This window comes from Rhodococcus sp. NPDC049939, assembly GCF_040656415.1.
GTDB lineage: Bacteria > Actinomycetota > Actinomycetes > Mycobacteriales > Mycobacteriaceae > Rhodococcus_F.
The window spans coordinates 50,384-70,391 of the sequence record NZ_JBFAMC010000002.1 but is presented as its reverse complement, the minus strand read 5'-3'; the positions used below and the strand labels follow the sequence as shown (position 1 = coordinate 70,391).

20 protein-coding genes are annotated in these 20,008 nt (G+C 64.6%); 6 read left to right on the top strand and 14 right to left on the bottom strand.

Features of this window, described 5'->3' with window-relative positions; all coding sequences use genetic code 11:
• The 3 genes from AB0I57_RS09670 to AB0I57_RS09660 form a co-directional block, all read right to left on the bottom strand.
• A partial coding sequence (locus AB0I57_RS09670; RefSeq protein ID WP_358333513.1) for a beta-propeller fold lactonase family protein occupies positions 1-703 on the bottom strand: 703 nt, incomplete at its 3' end.
• A 209-nt stretch (positions 704-912) separates the two neighbouring features.
• Positions 913-1,542: a CDP-alcohol phosphatidyltransferase family protein gene (locus AB0I57_RS09665; protein ID WP_358333510.1), complete on the bottom strand. Its 630-nt coding sequence runs from the start codon at positions 1,540-1,542 to the stop codon at positions 913-915.
• Positions 1,520-2,269, bottom strand: a complete 750-nt coding sequence (locus AB0I57_RS09660) for a TVP38/TMEM64 family protein (RefSeq protein ID WP_358333507.1) — start codon at positions 2,267-2,269, stop codon at positions 1,520-1,522. Before AB0I57_RS09660 ends, AB0I57_RS09665 begins: the two co-directional genes overlap by 23 nt.
• 169 nt (positions 2,270-2,438) lie before the next feature.
• On the opposite strand from AB0I57_RS09660, the gene AB0I57_RS09655 reads away from it, so the two are divergent.
• The 4 genes from AB0I57_RS09655 to AB0I57_RS09640 are packed head-to-tail and all read left to right on the top strand — an operon-like array spanning position 2,439 to position 6,430.
• Entirely contained in the window at positions 2,439-3,731 is a 1,293-nt protein-coding gene (locus AB0I57_RS09655) for an ABC transporter substrate-binding protein (RefSeq protein ID WP_358333504.1), read from the top strand.
• Between the two features lie 13 nt (positions 3,732-3,744).
• Entirely contained in the window at positions 3,745-4,608 is an 864-nt protein-coding gene (locus AB0I57_RS09650; RefSeq protein WP_358333501.1) for an ABC transporter permease subunit, read from the top strand.
• Positions 4,605-5,390, top strand: a complete 786-nt coding sequence (locus AB0I57_RS09645) for an ABC transporter permease subunit (RefSeq protein ID WP_358333498.1) — start codon at positions 4,605-4,607, stop codon at positions 5,388-5,390. The genes AB0I57_RS09650 and AB0I57_RS09645 overlap by 4 nt, the downstream gene beginning before the upstream one ends.
• Positions 5,387-6,430 carry an ABC transporter ATP-binding protein gene (locus tag AB0I57_RS09640; RefSeq protein WP_358333495.1) on the top strand — a complete coding sequence of 348 codons (1,044 nt, stop codon included), beginning with the start codon at positions 5,387-5,389 and terminating at the stop codon, positions 6,428-6,430. Before AB0I57_RS09645 ends, AB0I57_RS09640 begins: the two co-directional genes overlap by 4 nt.
• Before the next feature lie 104 nt (positions 6,431-6,534).
• Here AB0I57_RS09640 and AB0I57_RS09635 read toward each other — a convergent pair whose 3' ends face one another.
• The 5 genes from AB0I57_RS09635 to AB0I57_RS09615 all read right to left on the bottom strand — a co-directional run bounded on the left by AB0I57_RS09635 (position 6,535) and on the right by AB0I57_RS09615 (position 12,639).
• A complete protein-coding gene (locus AB0I57_RS09635; RefSeq protein WP_358333492.1) occupies positions 6,535-8,673 on the bottom strand; it encodes a copper-translocating P-type ATPase in 2,139 nt (712 codons plus the stop codon).
• A 35-nt stretch (positions 8,674-8,708) separates the two neighbouring features.
• Positions 8,709-9,035, bottom strand: a complete 327-nt coding sequence (locus AB0I57_RS09630) for a metal-sensitive transcriptional regulator (protein WP_358333489.1) — start codon at positions 9,033-9,035, stop codon at positions 8,709-8,711.
• Between the two features lie 2 nt (positions 9,036-9,037).
• The gene (locus AB0I57_RS09625) at positions 9,038-11,317 is read right to left on the bottom strand and encodes a heavy metal translocating P-type ATPase (protein WP_358333486.1); all 2,280 of its coding nucleotides are present in this window, start codon (positions 11,315-11,317) and stop codon (positions 9,038-9,040) included.
• 8 nt (positions 11,318-11,325) lie between these two features.
• A complete protein-coding gene (locus tag AB0I57_RS09620) occupies positions 11,326-11,556 on the bottom strand; it encodes a heavy metal-associated domain-containing protein (protein WP_358333483.1) in 231 nt (76 codons plus the stop codon).
• 135 nt (positions 11,557-11,691) lie between these two features.
• Positions 11,692-12,639, bottom strand: coding sequence for a nucleoside hydrolase (locus AB0I57_RS09615; RefSeq protein WP_358333480.1), 948 nt, complete (start codon positions 12,637-12,639; stop codon positions 11,692-11,694).
• Positions 12,640-12,859: 220 nt separating this feature from the next.
• Here AB0I57_RS09615 and AB0I57_RS09610 point away from each other — a divergent pair, with 220 nt between their 5' ends.
• A complete protein-coding gene (locus AB0I57_RS09610) occupies positions 12,860-13,687 on the top strand; it encodes a class I SAM-dependent methyltransferase (RefSeq protein WP_358333478.1) in 828 nt (275 codons plus the stop codon).
• A 23-nt stretch (positions 13,688-13,710) separates the two neighbouring features.
• Here AB0I57_RS09610 and AB0I57_RS09605 read toward each other — a convergent pair whose 3' ends face one another.
• Positions 13,711-13,986: a muconolactone Delta-isomerase family protein gene (locus tag AB0I57_RS09605; protein ID WP_358333475.1), complete on the bottom strand. Its 276-nt coding sequence runs from the start codon at positions 13,984-13,986 to the stop codon at positions 13,711-13,713.
• Positions 13,987-14,369: 383 nt separating this feature from the next.
• On the opposite strand from AB0I57_RS09605, the gene AB0I57_RS09600 reads away from it, so the two are divergent.
• Positions 14,370-14,531: a hypothetical protein gene (locus tag AB0I57_RS09600; protein WP_358333472.1), complete on the top strand. Its 162-nt coding sequence runs from the start codon at positions 14,370-14,372 to the stop codon at positions 14,529-14,531.
• A 96-nt stretch (positions 14,532-14,627) separates the two neighbouring features.
• Here the strand turns inward: AB0I57_RS09600 and AB0I57_RS09595 are convergent, their stop codons facing one another.
• The 5 genes from AB0I57_RS09595 to AB0I57_RS09575 form a co-directional block, all read right to left on the bottom strand.
• Positions 14,628-15,164 (bottom strand): sigma-70 family RNA polymerase sigma factor, encoded by a 537-nt coding sequence (locus AB0I57_RS09595; protein ID WP_358333469.1) that lies wholly within the window; start codon positions 15,162-15,164, stop codon positions 14,628-14,630.
• Positions 15,165-15,334: 170 nt separating this feature from the next.
• The gene (locus AB0I57_RS09590; RefSeq protein WP_358333466.1) at positions 15,335-15,700 is read right to left on the bottom strand and encodes a hypothetical protein; all 366 of its coding nucleotides are present in this window, start codon (positions 15,698-15,700) and stop codon (positions 15,335-15,337) included.
• Positions 15,701-15,869: 169 nt separating this feature from the next.
• The gene (locus AB0I57_RS09585; RefSeq protein WP_358333463.1) at positions 15,870-16,763 is read right to left on the bottom strand and encodes a C39 family peptidase; all 894 of its coding nucleotides are present in this window, start codon (positions 16,761-16,763) and stop codon (positions 15,870-15,872) included.
• A gap of 101 nt (positions 16,764-16,864) precedes the next feature.
• Positions 16,865-17,605, bottom strand: coding sequence for a hypothetical protein (locus AB0I57_RS09580; protein ID WP_358333461.1), 741 nt, complete (start codon positions 17,603-17,605; stop codon positions 16,865-16,867).
• Between the two features lie 184 nt (positions 17,606-17,789).
• Positions 17,790-19,781: an Hsp70 family protein gene (locus AB0I57_RS09575; RefSeq protein ID WP_358333458.1), complete on the bottom strand. Its 1,992-nt coding sequence runs from the start codon at positions 19,779-19,781 to the stop codon at positions 17,790-17,792.
• Positions 19,782-20,008 lie beyond the last annotated feature (227 nt).

The following is a 20,008-nucleotide window of genomic DNA, read 5'->3' as shown; positions in this document are numbered from 1 at the left end:
TCCCGTTCGGCGTGATCGTTACTGCGCGTGGGTCGTTCCCGACTGTCATGGTGTTGATCACCGTGTTGGTTTGCGTGTCGATCACCGATACCGAATTGCTCGAACGGTTTGCGACGTAGGCGTGTTTCCCGTTCGGGGTGATAGCCACCCCCTGCGGCTCTGCCTCGACCGTGACTGTCTTGACTTCAGAGTTGGTGGCGGTGTCGATAACCGACACCGAGTCTCCCAAGGCGTTGGTGACGTAGGCGAAGCTCCCGTTCGGGGTGATCGCCACCCCGAACGGCAAGCTTCCGACCGTGATGGTGTCGATCTCCGAGTTGGTGGCGGTGTCGATCACCGACACCGAATCGTCCAAGAGGTTGGTGACGTAGGCGAAGGACCCGTTCGGGGTGATTGCCACTCCGGACGGGCCGTCCCCGACCATTAGGGCGTCGACTTCTGTGTTGGTGGCGGTGTCGATCACCGATACCGAATCGCTGAGGCTGTTGGCGACGTAGGCGAAGTTCCCGTTCGGGGTGATCGCCACCCCGGCTGGCAAGTTTCCGGCGGGAACGGCGTCGATGACGGTATCTGCGGCCGCGGCCGGCACCACCACCCCAGCCACGCCAAGCACCATCGTGAAAGTGGCCGCCATCCCGAGCAATAGGTGTCCGGCGGAACCTCGAACAGTGGGACAGGCGCGAAATCTGCTGTGGTGATTCACATTTTTCTCCTGCCGTATGAGGACCAAAACGGATCAACCATGCTGCGGGAGAACCTGCGATCGGATACAGGTGCAGGTAGCTAACCGAAGGGTAACAATCGGGTACCGATCTGAGCCTCAGACACGCCGACAACCGAGAAGGCAGCTAATGGGTCAAACTCCGAGCCGAAGATTCTTGCGGACGGAAGGCGCTGAGGTCCACACAGTGGCTATTGCAGAGCGCGGTACCCGGCGATGATCCGCTGGACCGAACTCACCGCGACTACCACGGCCCAGACCACCGCAATCTGCCAGGCAAACGCGGAGAACACCAACCACAGTGCGTGTACCACAACGGTTTCCGCACCCTCGGCCAGGCCGCCGAGGAACGACAGGGACCGTCCGTCGTCCAGGGTCCGGCCACTCCGTTCGGCAATCGAGGAGAAGGCGAGGAACGCGGTGCCGTTGACGTAGTAGGCGAGGAGGACGAGAAGGAACGGCCACCACGGCGCGCCGTATGCGTAGGTGGCACCGACCGCGACGCCGACCACTGTGCTCCCGTAGACGATGAAGTCCGCGGTGATGTCGAAGAATCCTCCCGCACCGGCATCGCCGCCAGCGGGTTCGCGTGCCCGGCGGCGTCGTGCAAGGGGGCCATCGAGTCCGTCGGCGAGCCGGGAGAGCACCCACAGAACCAGCGCTATCCACCACCATTGAAGCCCGGCGCTGACGGCGCTGCCGAGCCCGAGAACCAGGCCCACCCCTGTGATCCGATCTGGGGTGATCGAGGGGATGTCGATCACCGAGGCGCACCGGGCGAGCGGCGGGTCGAGTTTCCTACGTAGGTAGTGGTCGATCACCCTGGCCGCCCACCCCTGTGCCGTTGACGTCCTCAGCATCCTCGTTCTTCACGGCCCGGATGAATCCCATCCGTCGTGCGAGGTATCCGGTGCCGAGGCCGAGGAGGATGACCGCGAGTACCGCGAGGGCGAAGGGCCACGACAGCGGAGACGTGCCGTACGCGCCGAGCGCCGTGTATCCGATGGTGGCCGGAATTATTCCGACCGCAGTCCCGATGACGTAATCGCGTTGCCGTACGGCGCTGAGCCCTGCGGCGTAATTGACGAGACCGAACGGGAACAGGGGAACGAGCCGCACGATCAACACCGAAGCCAATCCGCGGCGCTCGAGCAATGAGTCGATCGCGCGGACCTTGGACCATTCGATCCGTGCGACCCCGCCGCGGCCGAGCGACCGCGACACCCAGTAGGCCAGCCAGGCGCTGAGGGTCGCGGCGATGACCACGACGAGAACCCCGGCCACGAGTCCGAACAACAGACCGCTGGCGACCGTCAGCGCACTCGCTGGGAACGGCGTGAGGGTTGTGACGGCATAGAGGAGGACGAACACAACCATCCCCCACGCGCCGGCCGCGGCCACCTGGTCGCGCAGCGATGCCGGATGTGGGACGTCGATACTGAGCGCCACGAGGGCGCCGCCGAGAATGATGGCGGCAAGTATCCCTATCTTGAGCCGGTTGTCCCAGCCCGCTCGTTTGCTCGCCGCCACATTCTCTTCGATTTCCACCGCATATCCTCGTTCTTGTCTGCCGTTCTTGTCTTGGCTGCGAAGCACCGCCACACACCACGATGCCTTGGATCCACCGCAACGGGAAGGCATCGGCGGTTTCGTTGTGTTCCCGAAACGAAGAAATCGTCCGATCCATTCTCAGCGGTGGACCGTCCGGAGGGTGTTTGTGAAGAAGTTTGTTCGACGAATAGGCCCGGTGATCCGTCGGCCGTCGCCCGGACGATCGCGCTTCGCTGCGCGAGCGTTGATCGCCTCGGGGCTCAGTGTCGGGGTGCTGCTTGCCGCGTGTTCCGCGCCTGGCTCCGAAGCGCCGGTCGCGGAGAACCTGCCGTGGAGTGAGATCGAGGAGCAGGCGGAGGGGCAGACGGTGTCGCTGTGGATGTACGGCGGCGACGAACAGGGAAACACCTACGTCGACGAGTACCTCATCCCGGCAGCCCAGGCTGCAGGAGTGACGCTTCGTCGGGTGCCCGTCGCGTCCACCTCCGACGCCGTAAACCGGATCCTCTCGGAAAGGCAGGCCGGTGTCACCGACGGAGACGTCGACCTGGTTTGGGTCAACGGCGACAATTTCGGTACGGGCAAGCAGGCTGGTGCCTGGCTGTGTGGTTGGACCTCGACCCTTCCGAACATGGAGTACACGAACCCCGACGATCCGCTGCTGAGCAGTGACTTCGGTACGCCGGTGGACGGCTGTGAGGCCCCGTGGCACAAGGCGCAGTTCACCCTCGTCTACAACGCCGCCGCCGTCCCCGACCCGCCGACGACCCTTGCCGGCGTCCTCGACTGGGCCCAGGCGAACCCGGGTCGATTCACCTATCCGGCGCCGCCGGACTTCACCGGATCGGTGTTCATCCGCGAGGCGCTGGCCAGTGTGTCGGGTGGCGCGGAGAATGTGCCGTCCCAGTTCAGCGAGGCGGACTACGACCGTCTGGCGCCGGCCCTGTTCGACCGGTTACGCGAGATCGCCCCGTTCCTGTGGCGCGAGGGGACGACATATCCGCAGACCTCGTCCGAGCTCGACGACCTGTACGCCGGCGGCCAGGTGGACATGACGATGACCTACGGACCGGCGACACTGACGGAACTGGTGGCTCGGGGAACATATCCACCGCAGACCAAGGTGCTGCTGCTCGACGAGGGCACCGTGGGCAACGCGAGCTTCCTGGCCATCCCCTCGACCTCGGGGCAGTCGGCCGCCGCCCGCGTGGTGGCCAACCTCGCGCTCTCACCCGAACAACAACTCGCTGCGGCCCGCCCTGACGTTTGGGGGCAGTTCACGGTTCTCGATTTGGACAGATTGTCACCGGCGGATCGTGAGGCGTTCGCCGCGCTACCGTCGTCGCCTGTGGTCCCGACCTACGATGTTCTCTCCCGAGGCGCGCACCCCGAATTGTCGGCGCAGTGGGTCGGCCCGCTCGACGATGGTTGGCGGCGAAACGTGCTCGCGAGTCGATGAAGGACCTGAGTCGGTGAAGGCGGACGACGCCCGGGCCCGCGTGCCCCGTCGAAGCAGTTGGCGCAACACCGTCTGGGTGCTGCCCGCTGTGATTCCGGTGGTCGCGATGGTCGGTGCGGGTCTGGGCACCGCACTGTTGCAGAGTCTCGGCCTGATGCCGCTGGTCGGCGATCCGGAGTTGACCTCCCAGGCGTACACCGCCAATTCCGAGGATCTGCTCACCTCCGCCCTGCTCACGCTCGCCATCGCGATCGTCTCGACCGCTCTCGCCGCGGCGATCGGATTGTGCGCGGCATTGTCGGTGCTGTCCGGCCGGCGAACGGCGATGTTCGCGGCCAGCCTCACCGTTCCGGTGCCGCACTTGATCGGCGCCGCAACCATGGGGCTGTTGTTGGCCGATTCCGGACTGTTCCCCCGGTTGCTCGGGTTCGATGAGGGCGGATGGCCTGCGCTTGTCGGAGGTCGTTGGTGGATCGCCGTGATCGCGGAGTACGCGTGGAAGGAATCGGCGTTCATCGCGTTGGTGGTTGCCGGCACGCTCGCTACCCGGGTGGCCCGCTACGACGAAACCGCCGCAACACTGGGCGCGGGACGGCGCGCGCGGCTGCGGCTGATCACTTTGCCTCTGGTGCTACCCGCCCTGATCGCGTCGTCGGCGATCGCGTTCGCCTACACGGTCGGCTCCTACGAGGTGGCGAAGATTCTGGGCCGTGCATATCCCGAACCGCTGCCGGTGATGGCAGTTCGCTTGTTCACCTCGATCGATCTCGCCGCGCGACCCCAGGCTGCTGCGGTAGCGATCATCACCACAGGCTTGGCGCTGGCAGCCGCCGCAGCCGCCTTCTCGATGTTGCGCCGTTCGGAGGTGTGGCAATGATGCGACTGGGTGGCCGGGCGGCCGCGGCGTCGGTGCGCACGCTCTTGGTGCTCTGGTTCGTGGTGCCGCTCGTACCGCTCGTGCTGTGGGTGTTCGCGAACCGATGGACTTTTCCCGACGTTCTTCCGCAGGAGTGGGGGTTCGATGGCTTGCGGAGTGCCGCCGACGCAGGTGCGGCCCGCGCGTTTGCGACGTCGACGGCTCTGGCGCTGTCGGTATCCGCCATTGCGACTCCACTCGGCGCGCTCGCTGCGAGGGCGCTGGTCAGTGGTCGGGTGCATCTGCCCGGAGTCGTCGCGGCGATACTGTTCGCGCCGGTGTGTTTGCCACCCTTTGCCGTCGCTCTCGGTTTGGATGTGCTCGTCCTTCGGTCCGGCGTTGCCAGCAGTGTCGCGGTGGTTGCGATACTCACCGTCGCTGCTATCCCGTATACGACATATGTGATGCGGGTGGCCTTCGGCGCCTACGACCGTGGGTACGAGGAGGAGGCGCGCACCCTTGGTGCGTCCCGGGCGACGGTGCTGCGGCGCGTCCAGATTCCGCTACTCGCGCCTGCGCTCTCGGGTGCCGCCTTCCTGGCGTTCCTGGTCGGATGGAGCGACTACATCGTGACGTTGCTGATCGGGGGCGGACGGTTGATTACGGTTCCGATCCTGGTGGCCTCCTTCGCCTCCGGGGCCGGTAACGACTCCGTGGTGGCCGCACTGTCGATGTTTGCGCTGATCCCGCCCCTGATTCTGCTGATCGTTCTCGCTCGTATCGGCCGGAGGTCGCTGTCATGAGTTCGACGCTGTCACTGACTCGCCTGACGCGGCATCACCCCGGTCAGCAGCATCCTGCCCTCGCGGACATGAATCTCGAAGTTCCGGCCGGCTCGTGCACCGCGATTCTCGGACCTTCGGGGTCGGGGAAGAGTACAGCGCTGCGGCTGATCGCCGGACTCGATTCCCCGACAAGTGGATCGGTGGCCCTCGACGGCGTCGACGTCACCGCGTTGCCCCCGGAGCGACGCGGCGTCGGCATGGTGTTCCAGCGACCGCTGCTCTTTCCTCACATGTCGGTCATCGACAACGTGGGGTTCGCGGCCCGAGCGTCCGGGCAGTCACGTTCGGCTGCGCGTTCGAGTGCCCGCCGCTACCTCGACCTCGTGCACCTGTCCGAATTCGCCGATCGCCGGGTTGGCGCGATCTCAGGCGGGCAGGCTCAACGTGTCGCCCTGGCGCGCTCCCTGGCCGGTGCTCCCCGGGTGTTGTTGCTCGACGAGCCGTTCAGTGCGCTCGATTCCGTTCTGCGCGAAGACATGTATCAGTTGGTCCGAGAGATCCGGGATGAACTCTCGCCGACCATCGTCCTCGTGACCCACGACCGGGACGAGGCAGCTGTGCTGGCGGACTCCGTGGCCGTGTTGATCGACGGCGTTCTCGAACATCACTCGGATGTCGGCTCCGCCTACACCCAACCGGCGACGCTGGCAGTGAACCGGTTGATGGGAGGTATCAACGAGATTCACGGACGACTCGATCGCGGCGTGCACCACTCCGACCTAGGGGCGCTGGACCTGCCGCCTGGAAGGCCGGCGCACGACGACGGTCCCGCGGTTCTGCTGATCCGGCATGAAATGGTCCGCATCGTCGATCGCTCACCGGGACTGCCGAGCGGAGTGATTTGTGGTGTGCGCCCGACGGGGCTGCGCTGCATCGCGGACATTCGGGTCGGGTCGGTGACGGTGCGCGCCGAACTCCCCACGGGAGCCACTGCCTCCGTCGGTGTCGAGGTCGGTCTCGAGATTCCTCTCGCAGCCCGAACCGCCGTCACCCGGTAGAGGTCAGCGCGGCCGTCGATCCCGCCACTCCCGGTGCCAGCAGTTGTCCGGCTGTTGAAACCCGACGGGGCCGGGAGGTTCATTCCCGGCCCCGTTCGCTGCGTCTACCTACTCAGCCGACGCGGATCAAGGTCCAGCCGCCGCAGCAGTTGAGCGTTGAGTGCGACGACGATGGTGGAGATCGACATCAGGATCGCCGCCACCGCGGGCGAGATGGCGACACCGGCGAAGGCGAGGACACCCGCGGCCAGTGGGACGGCGATGATGTTGTACCCCGTCGCCCACACCAGGTTCTGCCACATCTTGCGGTAACTGGCGTGAGAGAGATCGATGATCGAGAGCACGGCGCGCGGATCGTCGGCGGCGAGAACCACGCCAGCCGATTCGATAGCGACGTCCGTGCCGGCCCCGATCGCGACTCCGACGTCCGCACGCGCCAGCGCGGGAGCGTCGTTGACACCGTCACCGACCATCGCCACCCTGTGTCCCCGCTGCTGTAATGCTGCGACCTGGGCGTCCTTGTTCTCCGGCAAGACATCGGCGAAGGCCTCGTCGATGCCCAGGTCGGAGGCTACGGCGTCGGCAACCTGCCGGGCGTCGCCCGTGATCATCGCTACCTTCACACCCCTCGCGTGAAGGGCGTCGATGGCCTCACGGGATTCTTCGCGCACGGCATCCTCGAGCGCCACTGCGCCGAGAACGGAGCCGTCACGGACGACGTGGAGAACCGACGCGCCGCGGTCGATCCAGTTCGCGGTCGTGGCCGTCACATCCTGTGGGACGGTCACTCCGAGGTCTGAGAGCATCGCAGGCCCGCCTACCGATATCGGCTGACCGTTGACCACGGCCCGCACTCCGCGTCCCGGAAGAGATCGGAAGTCGGAGGCGGTGAGGCGTTCTCCTGCAGGTACTTCCGCATCGGCCTCGGCGACGATGGCCCGCGCAACGGGGTGCTCGCTGTCGGCCTCGACGGCAGCGGCCAGGGACAGAAGTTCCCGCTCGGTGATACCGGCGGTCGCGACAACCCCTGTGACGGCGTGGCGGCCCTGCGTCAGTGTGCCGGTCTTGTCGAACAGGACGACATCGACGTTGCGCATGCGTTCGAGCGACAGCCTGTCCTTCACCAGCACACCCGCTTTCGCCGCCCGCTCGGTCGAGATGGCGATGACGAGTGGTATCGCCAGGCCGAGCGCATGAGGGCAGGCGATCACGAGGACGGTCACAGTCCGGACGACCGCCTCGTCCACGTTGCCGGTCAGTGCCCAGACGAGGAACGTGAGGATACCCGCGGTCGTGGCGAAGTAGAACAGGAATGCCGCCGCGCGGTCCGCAAGGGCCTGAGCCCGGGACGACGACGCCTGCGCATCAGCCACCAATCGCCTGATGCCGGCGAGTGCGGTGTCCTCCCCGACCGCGCCGACGGAGATGCGCAACGCGCTGTCGGTTGCCACTGTGCCTGCAACGACGGCGTCCCCGACGGTCCGACTCACCGGGTTCGACTCGCCGGTGATCATCGACTCGTCGACCTCCGCCTGGCCGTCCTCCACGGTGCCGTCCGCGGGGATGCGTCCGCCTGCCCGGACCAGGACCAGGTCTCCGGTGGACAACTCGGAGATCGGAACTTCGGTGACGCCGTCGTCCGTGACCTTGTCGGCAGTGTCGGGCAGCAGCGCCGCGAGTGCATCCAGAGCGCCCGACGCCGAGCCCAGCGCCCTCATCTCGAGCCAGTGCCCGAGAAGCATGATGACGATGAGAAGCGCTAGCTCCCACCAGAAGTCGAGGTTGAATCCACCGAGTTCGAGCGTTGTCACCCACGAGGCCAAGAACGCCACGGAGATGGCCATCCCGATCAGCAGCATCATGCCGGGCTGCCGGGATTTCAGCTCGCGCCAGCCTCCGGTGAGGAACGGTGAACCGCCGTAGATGAAGATCACGGTGCCGAGTACCGGCGGAATCCACGATGCCCCAGGGAAGTCGGGCAGGGAGTAGCCGAAAAGGTCGGCGACCATGGGACTGAACACGACTACCGGCAGCGACAGCACCAGGCTGAGCCAGAACTTCTGCCGGAACACCTCGCCGTGGGCACCGTGCCCGGCGTGCTTGTCGCCGTGCCCGGCGTGCCCACCGCCGTGCCCGGCGTGCCCACCGCCGTGCCCGGCGTGCCCGGTGTGGTTCTCGTGCCCGCCGTGCCCGGCGTGGTCTGTATCGAGCTGAGATACCTGCTGGTGATGATTGTGAGACATGCCTGCTCCCCCGAGTATTGACGCCGGAATCGGTCTCAGGAACGCACGAGCCGTGCGATCGCGTCGGTTGCTTCCTTGATCTTTTCGTCCTTTTCAGGCCCGCCCGCGACGGCGGCGTTGACCACACAGCTGTTGATGTGGTCTTCGAGAAGACCGAGCGCCACGGCCTGCAAAGCCTTGGTCATCGCGGAAACCTGGGTGAGGATGTCGATGCAGTACTTGTCGTCCTCGACCATCCGCTGCAGACCGCGAGCCTGCCCCTCGATGCGACGCAGTCGCTTGAGGTAGTCCTCTTTGGCGCTGGAATATCCGTAGTCCGCCTCATCGATGCCTGATTGATTGCTGCTTGCTTGTTCGGTCATTGTCAGTTACCTCCTCCCGGTGAGGTTAGCGACCGGAATCGGCGTAGGCGCAGACTATTGCTTACAACGAACACCGACGAGAACGCCATTGCCGCCCCGGCAATCATGGGGTTGAGCATGCCCGCTGCTGCCAGGGGCAACGCTGAGATGTTGTAGGCGAAGGCCCAGAACAAGTTTCCCTTGATGGTGCCCAGGGTCTTACGTGAGAGCCGGATCGCGTCCGCGGCCGCGCGTAGATCACCACGGACCAAAGTGAGGTCGCTTGCCTCGATTGCGACGTCTGTGCCGGTTCCCATCGCGAGACCGAGATCGGCCTGTGCGAGGGCCGCGGCGTCGTTGACGCCGTCACCGACCATCGCGACCACCTTGCCCTCGGACTGCAATCGGGTGATCACGTCCACCTTGTCCTTCGGCAGAACCTCCGCGACCACCTCGTCGATACCCACCTGGTTTGCGATCGTCCTCGCGGCGGAGGAGTTGTCGCCGGTGAGCATGATCGGCGTGAGTCCGAGTCGGCGGAACTGGGACACCGCTTCGAGTGAAGTCGGCTTCACGGTGTCGGCGACTACGAGGATGCCGCGGGCTGCGCCATCCCAGCCGATCCCGACTACGGTCTTGCCGGCCGACTCGGCGTTGCGCACGTTCTCCTCTAGTTCAGGCGACAGGTGCAGGGACCAGTCGCTCAGCAGCGTCGGACGTCCCACGACCACGGCGTGTCCGTCTATCACGCCCTGAACGCCGAGGCCCTCGAGATTGGCGAACTGATCCACCTCCGGCAGGGGTTCCGAGCCGTCGAGACGGTCGCGGGCACCCTTCGCGATCGCGCGGGCGATCGGGTGCTCGGACGCGTTCTCCAAAGCGCCGGCGAACCGGAGCACCTCGTTCACGTCCTGCCCCTCGGCAGCGACGACGTCAATCAGAGACATCGTGCCGGTGGTAACGGTGCCGGTCTTGTCCAGGACGACGGTGTCGACGCGCCGGGTGGATTCGAGAACTTCGGGGCCCTTGATCAGGATGCCCAGTTGCGCGCCTCGGCCCGTCCCCACCATCAGCGCGGTGGGTGTAGCGAGGCCCAGGGCGCAGGGGCAGGCGATGATCAAGACGGCCACAGCTGCCGTGAACGCGGCGGCAACCGAACCGCCGATAGCGAGCCAGACGCCGAGCGTCGCGGCCGACAAGAGGATCACGATCGGAACGAAGATGCCCGAGATCCGGTCGGCCAGACGCTGAACCTCGGCTTTACCGGTCTGAGCCTCTTCGACCATCCGTGCCATCTGCGCGAGCTGGGTGTCGGATCCGATCTTCTTGGCACGCACGATGATCCGGCCACCGACGTTCACGGTCGCACCGGCGACCTCCGAGTCGGGCGACACCTCGACAGGAACGGACTCGCCGGTGAGCATCGACGCGTCGACCGCGGACGTCCCCTCGACGACGACCCCGTCGGTGGCGATCTTCTCGCCGGGCCGCACGACGAACAGGTCACCGACGGCGAGTTCATCGATGCCGATCTTTTCCTCGACGCCGCCCCGCAGCACCGACACCTCCTTGGCGCCGAGCTCGAGAAGTGCGCGCAGCGCTGCTCCCGAACGCCTCTTCGCGCGGGCTTCGAAGTACTTGCCCGCGAGAATGAAGGTGGTGATACCGGCCGCCGCCTCGAAGTAGATGTTGCTCGAGCCGTCGTTGCGGGAGATGGTGAACTCGAACGCGTGGGTCATCCCGGTCATCCCGGCCGTTCCCCAGAACAATGCGTAGACCGACCAGCCGAGCGCGGCCAGGGTGCCCATCGACACCAGAGTGTCCATGGTCGCGGCCCCGTGCCGCAGATTCGTCCAGGCTGCCTGGTGGAAGGGCCAAGCCCCCCACACCACGACCGGAGCCGCGAGGGTGAGTGAGAGCCATTGCCAGTTGGGGAACTGCAGGGCGGGAATCATCGCCATCGCGATGACCGGCACGCTCAGGACCGCCGAGATGATCAGCCGCTGTCGTAACGCCGATGTGGTTTCGTCCTCGACCGGTTCCGGGGATTCCTTCTCGACCTCGACCTTCGGCAGCTGCGCGCCGTAGCCGGCCTCTTCGACGGTGGCGATGAGATCAGCGGTTGAGACGTCGTCGGTGACCGAGACGCGGGCCTTCTCTGTGGCGAAGTTGACGGTGGCCGTCACGCCGTCGAGCTTGTTCAGCTTCCGCTCGATGCGGTTCGCGCACGATGCGCAGGTCATTCCCGTTATGGCGAGCTCGACCTGCTGGTCGGTGTCGGGGGTGGTGGTTGTGGATTTCATTGCGACTCCTACGCGTCGCTGGGATCAGTGACTGTGTAGCCGGCCTCTTCGACGGCACCGGCGATGGCGCTCGGGTCGAGAGGTTCGGTGCTGTCGATGACGACCTTGCCGGTGGCGAGGTCGACGTCCACGGAGACGACTCCGCTCAAGGAGCCGATCTCCTCGCGAACCGAGGACACGCAATGACCGCAGGTCATGCCGGTGACGGTGACGGTAGCGGTGACGGTGGAAGTGCTCATAGGACCGTGCCTCTCTCTAAGTGGATGCTTCGACTATAAGAACTACCATACCCCCCTACGGTATTTCCACAAGTGTTCTAGATTACTCGTCGGGGCCGTCTCCGGGCCGTTACCTATTGCAACCGAATGGACTGCTCAACTAGCTGGATCGCCGATCCGCTTCAGCGCGTCGACGACTAGTTCCCAGAACCGATCGAAGTCGAGTTCGAGCGCGGCGGATGTAGGGCAGCCCTCCGGCGCCGGCGTGCGAAAATCCGCGACCGTCATGCCGAGGGTGAGGGTGCCGGTGGTTTCGATCGCGATCGGAACCGGCACTGCGCGGACGATCGTGGGGTCGATGACGTGCGCCACCGCGCAGGGATCATGCATCGGCGCAGCGTCGAGACCCCACGCAGCCTTGTACCTGCCTCCGTAGAACTTCAGGAGCTCACCGACGAAGCGTGCCGGCCCTGTATCGACAGCAGCTATGGCATCTCTGACCTCTGGGGTTGTGCGGGCCTGGTGAGTGAGGTCCAGGCCGACCATGACGACCGACCATCCGGCGCTGAATACGATTTGCGCGGCCTCGGGGTCGACGATGATGTTGAACTCGGCAACCGCGGTCCGGTTGCCGACATGGATGCCACCGCCCATCAGGACGACCTTCTGGACCCGGTCGACAATTCTCGGTTCCTTGCGCGCGGCCAGCGCAAGATTTGTCAGGCATGCTGTCGCCACCAGCGTCACCGTGCCGTGCTCATGGTTCATCACCGTGTCGATGATGAGGTCGACGGCGTGACGGGTGTCGAGTTCGAATGTCGGCTTCGGCAGTTCCGGGCCGTCGAGTCCGGACTCGCCATGAATACTCGGCGCAGTCGAAAGCTCGCGAATGAGTGGGCGCTCGGCACCGGACGCGAACGGGACGCCGACGATTCCGGCGACGCTGGCAACGGCCAGTGCGTTCCGCGTAACCTTGGGCAGGGTTTGATTGCCAGCGACAGTGGTGACGGCGAGCAGCTCGATTTCGGGGCTGCCGTGAGCGAGCAGGAGCGCGATGGCGTCGTCGTGTCCTGGGTCGCAGTCGAGGATGATCTTCTTGGGCATGTCGGGGCTCCTCCGCTTCTCTGGTTACCGAGTCTGCGTAGCGGTCGAATCCACACTACTCGCGGCAAGTTTCGATGCACGACATGTAAACGCGTGCAATGGTTTACGACAAACCTTGACTGCGGAATGTGATGTAGCTTCGATGTGCTTGTCCTGCCATCGACTACGGCCACCAAGTATTTCTTGTTTGATCACCACCAAATGTGGCTACCCATGATTCATGGCTGGAAATGGGGGGAATCGCGTCGATGCGACCGCTCTCGGCGGCGTGTCCGCAACTATGATGTGGACGTTGCGCAACCGTGCGGTCGAGGCATCTCATCCGGACGGGATGCTCGAAGATCCGCTGAGTGTGCAGCTCTACGAGGCGATCGACTATCCGTACGAAAATTTCGGTCTAGCGGATCAATCCCACGCGCTACGGGCGCGCGCCTTCGACATAGAGGTTCGCTTGTTTCTCGCGGCGCACCCAGGGGCCACGGTTGTCGCTCTCGGTGAAGGACTCCAAACCAGCTACTGGCGCATCGGTGACGACGAGGTGCGGTGGCTGTCGGTTGACCTTCCCGAGGTGGTGGATTTGCGCGAGCGGCTCTTGCCGTCCGAGCCGAACGTCACGACGTTGGCGATCTCGGCGCTCGATCGCACGTGGATGGACTACGTGAATCCCGACCGCGGGGTCTTCATCACCGCCGAGGGTCTACTGATGTACCTGCCGACCGAGGAGTCGTTGGGGCTGATTACCGACTGCGCGCGACGTTTCCCGGGCGGACGGATGATGTTCGATTCCATCCCGAAGTGGTTGAGCAACAGGACAATAAAAGGATTGCGCGTCAGCCGAAACTACACCGCTCCGCAGATGCCCTTCCACCTGTCGACCACCGAAGCGATGGCCTTACCCAAGCGAATCCCCGAGATCGCTTTCGCCCGTGAGGTTTCCCTACCTTTGGGACGCGGGCTGTGGGGGTCGAGAATACTACGGACGCTCTTTGACATGCGGCCGCTTCGCAATGCCCGGCCCACGCTCACCCTTTGCGGATTCGCGGGCTGAAGAACTACCGAAGGCCTTCGTGGTCATCGCTCCGATGGATGAGTAGCGAGTGGCTCGACGTCGATGTCCAACCAGGGAAACAATGGCAGCGACGCCAGTGCGTCGTGGAGGACCGTCGGGTCCTTCGCCTCCCACAGACTCACCAACTCCCGACGTCCAGGTACCCGCCACAGTCTTTTCAAGGTGCCCTCAGCACGAAGTTCAACGGTTCTGTCCCGCTCGCGCGTGCTCAGTTGCTCGCGTTCCTCGGACGCCATGTCCATGGGCAGATCTGTATTGATTCGAACCAGAAATTCCACAATGCACTCCTTGGGTGTCGTCAGATCAGATCGAACCGGATCTTGGTGAGATGTTCGGGCACGGTGAGCATGGCCGCGCGCCCAGCCGAGATCTCCAGGGTGGGCTAGCCGTTCGATGCAGCCCTTTGCGGAAGAAACCGAATGCAGGCATCCAGTCGGCGCACTCGATGAAGCCCGGCAAGACATCCTCCTCAGCCCCGTCGAGGGTGAGTCGATCGGTGTACGTCTTCCACGGATCCGGGGTCAATCGTGGCCCCAGCCGATCGAACTCCTGCAGGTCATCCATGCCGAGCGTACTCAGCGCTCGGGCCGGGATCAATATCCGAAATCCCGCTCGCGGGCGAAGTCTCGAACTGCACGCCAGATGGCGGCAACGTAGCAACTTGACACGACCACCAACCGGCCTGCCCGTGGGCGCCGACTCGACGATCCGGCTGACGATCAAGCCACCGATTCAGATGCCGTGCCGCTGGAAGCGGGACCCCTCGGTGCGCCTCGACCGCACGACGAATATCGCAGCCGGAGAAGAATTTCCCCTCGATTGATGCGTGCTTCGAGGTAGGTCGGCACGGATGTTACATATAACTATGGTTCGGGGTGATCGCTGACACTCACTGATTACCGGCTACTCTCTCGGGCTGTCAGGTTACGGGCGCGAGGAGTTTGACGAGTTGGGTCCGGGCGCGGTGTATTCGAGTCTTGACGGTTTGGACGCTTACGCCCTGATGTTCGGCAATGTCGGCGTACGTCAGGGATGCGAACTCGCGCAGGACGATAGCGACGCGGAAGTCTTCGGGTACTTCGGCGAGTGCGCGGCGGACGGCGTCGACTGTGGTCACGCGGTCATCGACGCGAGGGGCGGGGTCTTCGAGTTGGAGTTCGATTTCGTCGTCTCCGGCGCCGAGGCTGCTGATGTCGTGCCTGCGGCGCACAGCAGTGAGGGCGGCGTTGGCCGCGATACGGTGTAGCCAAGTGTTGAATCGGGACTCGCCGCGGAACTTGTCGAGGTTCCGCCAGGCTGCGGTCAGGGTTTCCTGGAGTGCATCTTCGGCGTCGAACTGGTTGCCGGTGATCTGCAGGCACACACCCCAGACGTTGTTCCGGTACCGGCCAACCAACTCGGCGAAGGCGTCCTGATCACCGTTTCGGCACCGCAGAATCAGCTCAGCATCGTCCATCAGTTGTTCCCCCGGGGCATCGTGTTGCGTCGCTTCTGTCAAGTGCCGTGTGATCGTACCCGCCTTGAATCCGGGGTCCCGCGTGCCCGCTTTTCATGGTCGGCGGAGCCCAGGAGGCCGTCTTCGAGGATCGGTGTCGGAGCCGCTGACCATTTGCCGGTGCGCGCAGGTCAGAAGCTCTCGTGCCCTAAATCGTGATTGGGCATCTCGAGAACGGGCAGCTGATCCTCGGTGTCAGCCGGCACGTCGTCGGGGAGGCTCGGATCGATGTGCGGGGCGAGGTCGTCGCCCCAGTCTCCGGCTGGAGTGTCGTCACCGAGATCGACACTGCCGTCGTCTGAATCGTCGAGATCGAGGATCAACTCGTCCTCGGCGACGACGGGGGCGTCGTCCATCTCCGGGACGAGGGAGTCGTCGATCTCGGGGGTCTGTGGGTCGAGCGCAACCTCGAGCGCGTGGTTCCAGATATGCTCCGGTACCGGTGTGTTCTCGGCCGTCAGGCCCAACGACTCCAGGACGGAATCATGGTCCTCCATCGCTCCGCACCTCTTCCCTACTCAGTTCGGTACCGGTGGCATCCGGCGTTTCGAGTGTTGGATGCCAGAGTGAACAGAAATGTTCCCACGCCGACGACAACGGGTTGCGGATCCCGTTGTTCGGGGCCGCCATGTCAGTGTCCATGACATTGCGCCGTGTCGCCTTCGCTCACAATGGCAGCATGGCCCACGGACGGTGATCGAGGGCCATGGCCGTCGGATCAGGTGTGGTCTCACGCGGGGCGAGGTCTGGGTCGATCTCGTCGGCGACGAGCATCTGGTATCCGGAGTCCTGCCAGGCTCCTTCGAATTGGGCGATCGGCACCTCGAGCTGGTTGCCGTTGGGGCTTCCCGGATCGGACAGGATGACTACACCGCGGGCTTCGTCGATGCCGGCGACAACGAGGAAGTGATCCGGTAGATCGTCCTCGACGGTCTCCCCCGTGGGTGTCCAGATCTCTCCGGAGTCGACCATTGCGATGACGCCGTACCCGTCTTCGAGCTTGGATTTCAGGTCGTCGAGGGAACTGTTCTCGATGTGGCTGGGCACTCCCTGATCTTCGAGGAGGATTTCCAGGTTCGGCAGCGTCATCCCCTGCGAGGGATCGTCGTTGGCCATCAGGCCGAGTGCCATGGCCCGGTCCATCAGTTGCTGGGGATCGGTGATGTCGAGGCCGGTGTACTCGGAGACGAGTTGCGCGGCACTGGACGGCCCGCAGTACCCGTCGAGTTCCTGGAAAAACCAATTGGTGGTCCACTGTTCCGGGTTGCCGGAGACACCGTCGTCGGGGTCGGTCTCGGGTTCGGAGTAGGGGGCGAGTTCCGGTTCGGGCTCGGGGGCAGGCATCGCCGACAGATCCGGCTCAGAAGGAGCGGCTGGCAGATCTGAGGCAGGCGCGAGTGGAGCAGCGTCGTCCGACGGGACGTCAGAGAAAGTGTCCTCGGGCAAATCGGGGGACGGCTCGTCGAAGAATCCCGGACTCAGCGGGGCCTCCCCGAGGTCGGAACCAGGACCCCAGAGGGCGGCGTTGCGGTCCTCGAGGTCGGAAATGGTGTCGTCCATCGAATCGATCTCTCTGTGAGTCCAAACAAGGGATTAGGAGCGGCCGCTGCCGTACACACCGACGATCTCGCGGGGTGTACGGCAGCGGGAGACCGGACGGATCAGACGAGGTCGTCGGCGGCGAAGGGCTCGTCGACGGCTCCGAAGTCTTCAGCGCCGGAGCTGTAGGTGATCTCGTTGAGGACACCGTCGTTGGTGGTGTCCTCCATCTGCAGGTCGACCATTCCGTCGCCGTTGGTGTCGACAACGACCGTGTTGGGGATGTCGTCGCCATCGCTGTCGATGACGGCGGTGTCGAACTGTCCGTTCCCGGTGGTGTCCACCATGGTGGTCTCGAGGGTCCCGTCGCCATCGGTGTCGCGGTGGGACTCGCGGACGATGCCGTCGACGACGATATCGTCCTGCACCAGGTTGTCCTGCGCGTCGAAATGGCTTGTGAAATCAACGTTTCCGTCGTCATCCATATCGAGGTGAACTCGACTGCTGCCATCGGCCTCCGATTGAACCACGGACTCGTAGGTGCCGTTGCCGTCCATGTCGAGCTCTACGGTGGTCACGTTGCCGTCGGTATCGAGGTGCTCGATCTGGTCGATACCAAAAGCGTTCGAGTGGACGGTGTCGGTATGCCCGTCACCATCGAGGTCGCGGGCGGAACGGTAGAAGTCACTGTCACCACCCTCGGGTTCGAGTTCTACCTCCGGGGAGCCGGAGGTGAAGGTGGCGTCCTCCGGGGACCCGGTCAGATTCTCAGACGTCGCAGTGGTGCCATCGTTGCCGAACAGGTCATCGATCTGCGCCTCGACGTCAGCGAGGGTAGGGCCGTCGTTGGAGGGGTTCGTCATCTTCGTCATCCTTGTCGGTCCGGTAAGAGGGAGCCGATCTCCCTGCTCGTATAAGTGAGATGCGGGCGCCGCTGAAAAAGTTCCCGCAGTCGCCGAACTACTTTCGAACAGGATGACGAACGTCCGCGTCACCTCTCGAGCGGTGACGCGGACGCAGCATGGCCTCGAAGGGTCTGACGTCGAGTCAGTTCAGCAGGCCGGCACGGGAGAGGAATACTCTTGCGGTCTCGACGCTCGTCGCGCCGGAGAAGGAGGCCTTTACCCCGTTCGCGTTGTTGGCGTAGTAGATGGAGTAGTCAGGCGAATACGGGCCCGAAATGTGCGCGGCCGCGGTCCGCGCGGTGTTTTCGACGATCACGTTCTCCGCTACGGCAGTGTTTTTCTGGAATCCCTGGCGGATAGCCAGGACGGTTTTCTTCGCGGCTGCCTTGTCGACGGAGACGATGATGCTGTCGAAGACGCCGTCGGTGACGCCCGTGGTGAGGTTGCTGCCCTTCTTGATGGTGCATTGGATCTGGAGACCGTCGTTATCGGTGAACCCGATCTTCTTGCAGTCCTCAAGATCTCTGCTCAATGGGGCGGGCAGTGTGGCCAAGACCTGTTCCTGGGTTAGGGCGACCGATGGTGTGTCGTCACCGGACAACCCCTGCGCGTCGTCGGCCTGTTGGGCGCTGTTGGAGATGCCATCGGTGCCCGCGTCGGCGGTGTCATTGCTCCCGCCCGTGAGCAGCACGGTCGACGCGATCGTGACGATGGCGACCAATGCCACGGCGGCGGACCCGGCGATCACCCACTTACTCTTCCCCTTTGCTGCAGACGGCGTGGAGTCCGGCGCAGCCGGCGGTGCCGGCCACTCTGTTGCTGGACCTCCTGGATGCGACGTGACAGGGTGAGCTCGGGGGACCGGATTCTGCGTTGGTGCGCCCTGGCCGGGCCCGCCGAACTGAGGCGGCTGGCCGAAGGCCGGCCCGGGGATTTGACCGTAAGCAGCAGGTTGCCCGTACTGCGGTGGCGCCTGCACGTTCGGCCCGCCGTAAGCCGCCACCGGGCTCTGTGGATGTGCGGGCGCATTCTGTGCGGGCAGTCCCCGCAGCACAGGTGCTGCTGCAGCGAGCGCGCCCTGCGCAACGACAGTTTTCGGATCATCGAGCGTGGCAATGGGTCCGAGTGGCTTGAGCCGCTCGTGCACGAGCGGGATCCGGGAGGAGCCACCGGTCAGATACAGCGCCTCGAGCTGTGACGGGTCGGTGATCTGCGCGTCGGCTAGGGTGGCCCGGGTGAGGTTCACCGCCTTGTCGAGGGGAGCGGAGATAAGCTCCTCGAACTCGTCGCGAGTGATCTGGAAAGTTTCGTGGAATCCGCCCCCGGCCACCGTGATCGTCGCGGACGGTGACTCGGAGAGAAGTTCCTTGGCGCGACGGATCGAGTCGTCGAGATTGTGCCGCACCCCGACGGGTGCCGATTGCCGCAGGTAGGTCAGTAGTTCGGGGTTGCGTCCCTCGAGTTGCTCGTCGACCCAACGGCGGAGGAATGCGTCGAAGTTCTTGCCTCCCAACCCGTTGTCACCGCGAGCGGCGAGGACGTCGAAAGAGCCCTCGTCGTTGGCGGCGAGGACCGCCACATCGAGGGTGCCGCCACCGAAGTCGAACACCGCGATCTTCGCGCCCGGTGCGAGGGTATTGGTGCGCGTGTAGTAGTGCGCCGCAGCGCGCGGCTCGGACACCGTCTGCACGTTCGCCGGGTCGAGTCCGAGAGTGCCGGCGGCATCGACAAGTACTTGGATCTCCCGCGGCGACCAAGCCTCCGGGTGGGTCAGGACCAGCTGAGCAGGTGGTTGCCCACCATGCGCCCCGATCGCCCGCCCCATCACGTTCTGCAGGACGGCAGCAACGGGCACCGACGCGGGCAGATCGTAGGAATTGACGGTCACCATTCCCTGCCGAATCACCCGCTTGGGCGAGGGCAGAAAGGCCGCAGGGTTGCGTTCAGCCTGGTTGATCGCGACGTCACCGACTGTGATCGAGTCCGGTGACTCGACGAAGACCGCAGAGGGCATCAGATTGCCCTGATGGGTCAGCGGAAGTGCTTCGACAGACCCACTGACCGCACCGGTATGGGCCGCAGCCGTGTTTGACGTGCCGAAGTCGATACCCAGAAGCCACTCAGGCGTAGACATGTCCCCCCTCAGTTCCCGATTGTGCTTGTGCGCGCCACGCAGTGCTCTCTCGGTGGGTGCGGCGCGCGAGCATCATGCCATGCAGTCGCGGATCCGGGCACCCAGGCGGGGTAGGCGGGGTAGGCGGGCCCGTGGTATTCATCTCGGTGGTACTCCTTCACTCGGATGTCGCGGCTGTCTGGACTGTGAGATGCACATCGTGTGTTGGAAGTTCCCGACACCAGGGC